This is a genomic window from Mycobacterium gordonae (genome assembly GCF_002101675.1).
Classification (GTDB): domain Bacteria; phylum Actinomycetota; class Actinomycetes; order Mycobacteriales; family Mycobacteriaceae; genus Mycobacterium; species Mycobacterium gordonae.
Genome location: NZ_LQOY01000167.1, coordinates 1 through 1510, shown reverse-complemented (window position 1 = coordinate 1510; position 1510 = coordinate 1). Strand labels below are relative to the sequence as shown.

1 pseudogene is annotated in these 1510 nt (G+C 63.2%); it reads left to right on the top strand.

From position 1 onward, the window contains the following. The first annotated feature begins 271 nt into the window (after positions 1-271). A pseudogene (locus tag AWC08_RS23155) lies at positions 272-1482 on the top strand (IS110 family RNA-guided transposase). The last annotated feature ends 28 nt before the right edge of the window (positions 1483-1510 follow it).

Genomic DNA, 1510 nt, shown 5'->3' with positions numbered 1-1510 from the left:
CGACTAATGGGAGTCGGTCGGTGTGGCGTTGACGGGTTTGAGGTCTGGTCGGCGGGACGCTGATCATCGAGCCGCTGGCCGGTGAGCACTTTGTTCGACTGGAAAGAACGCTTGATTCCTAGGTCTAGATCGTGCCCCGGCCGGTCTCGGTGAGGTCGCTTGAAGCGCTGATGGGATGTCGTGCCAGATGCGAGCACTGATCCATTAGTCCGCCGCCGGGTGTCCTCGGGCTCAATGTGAGTCACAACGACGACCGAGGAGGTGGGCATTGATGATCTTCGTCGGCGACGACTGGGCCGAAGACCATCACGACGTGCATCTGATGGATGAAACCGGCCAACGGCTGGCAGCCCGACGATTACCCGAAGCTTGTCCGGCATGCGGGACTTGCACGAACTGATCGCCGGCCACGCCGAGGAACCTGATCAAGTGGTGATTGGCATCGAAACCGACCGCGGCCTGTGGGTGTCGGCGTTGACGGCATCCGGATATCAGGTATGGGCGATCAACCCGATGGCCGCGGCCCGCTACCGCGACCGTCATCACGTCTCGGGCGCGAAGTCCGATGCCGGGGACGCCAAGCTGCTGGCCGATCTGGTGCGCACCGACCGGCACAATCATCGCTTGATCGCCGGGGACACCACCGACGCCGAGGCGATCAAGGTTTTGGCCCGCAACCATCAGAGCCTGATCTGGGCACGGACCCGACATGCCAACATGCTGCGCAGCGGGCTGCGGGAGTACTACCCCGCAGCGTTGGAGGCCTTCGACTCACTCACCGACGGTGACGCGTTGGCCGTGCTCGGTCGCGCACCCACTCCCGGACAAGGCACCCGGCTAAGCCTGTCCAAGATCGGGTCAGCACTCAAAGCTGCTGGACGACAACGCAATATCGAGGCACGCGCGAACGAAATCCAGGCAGCCTTGCGCCGCGAACACCTCACGGCACCTGCTGCGCTAACCGCAGCGTTCGGGGCCACCACAACCGCAGCGGTCCATGTCATCGCAGCACTGAACGTTCAGATCGCCGAACTCGAGACAGCCTTGGCCGAGCATTTTGAGAAACACCCGGACGCCGACATCTACCGTTCCCTGCCAGGACTTGGTGTCATCCTCGGCGCCCGGGTGCTCGGTGAGTTCGGGGACGACCCGAACCGCTACACCACTGCCAAGTGTCGCAAAAACTACGCCGGCACCTCACCATTGACCATCGCCTCAGGCCGAAAACGCGCCGTGCTGGCCCGCCACGTCCGCAACAAACGGCTCTACGACGCCCTTGACCAATGGGCATTTTGCGCACTGACCCGAAGTCCGGGTGCCCGCGACTTCTACAACCAGCACCGCACCAAAGGCGACACCCACCATCAAGCCCTACGCGCCCTCGGCAACCGCTTCGTCGGCATCCTTCACGGCTGCCTACGCCACCACACGCCCTACGACGAACACAAAGCCTGGGCACACCGCACACCCGCAGCCGCTTGACGACTTACCCACCTGGGATGTCTAGACC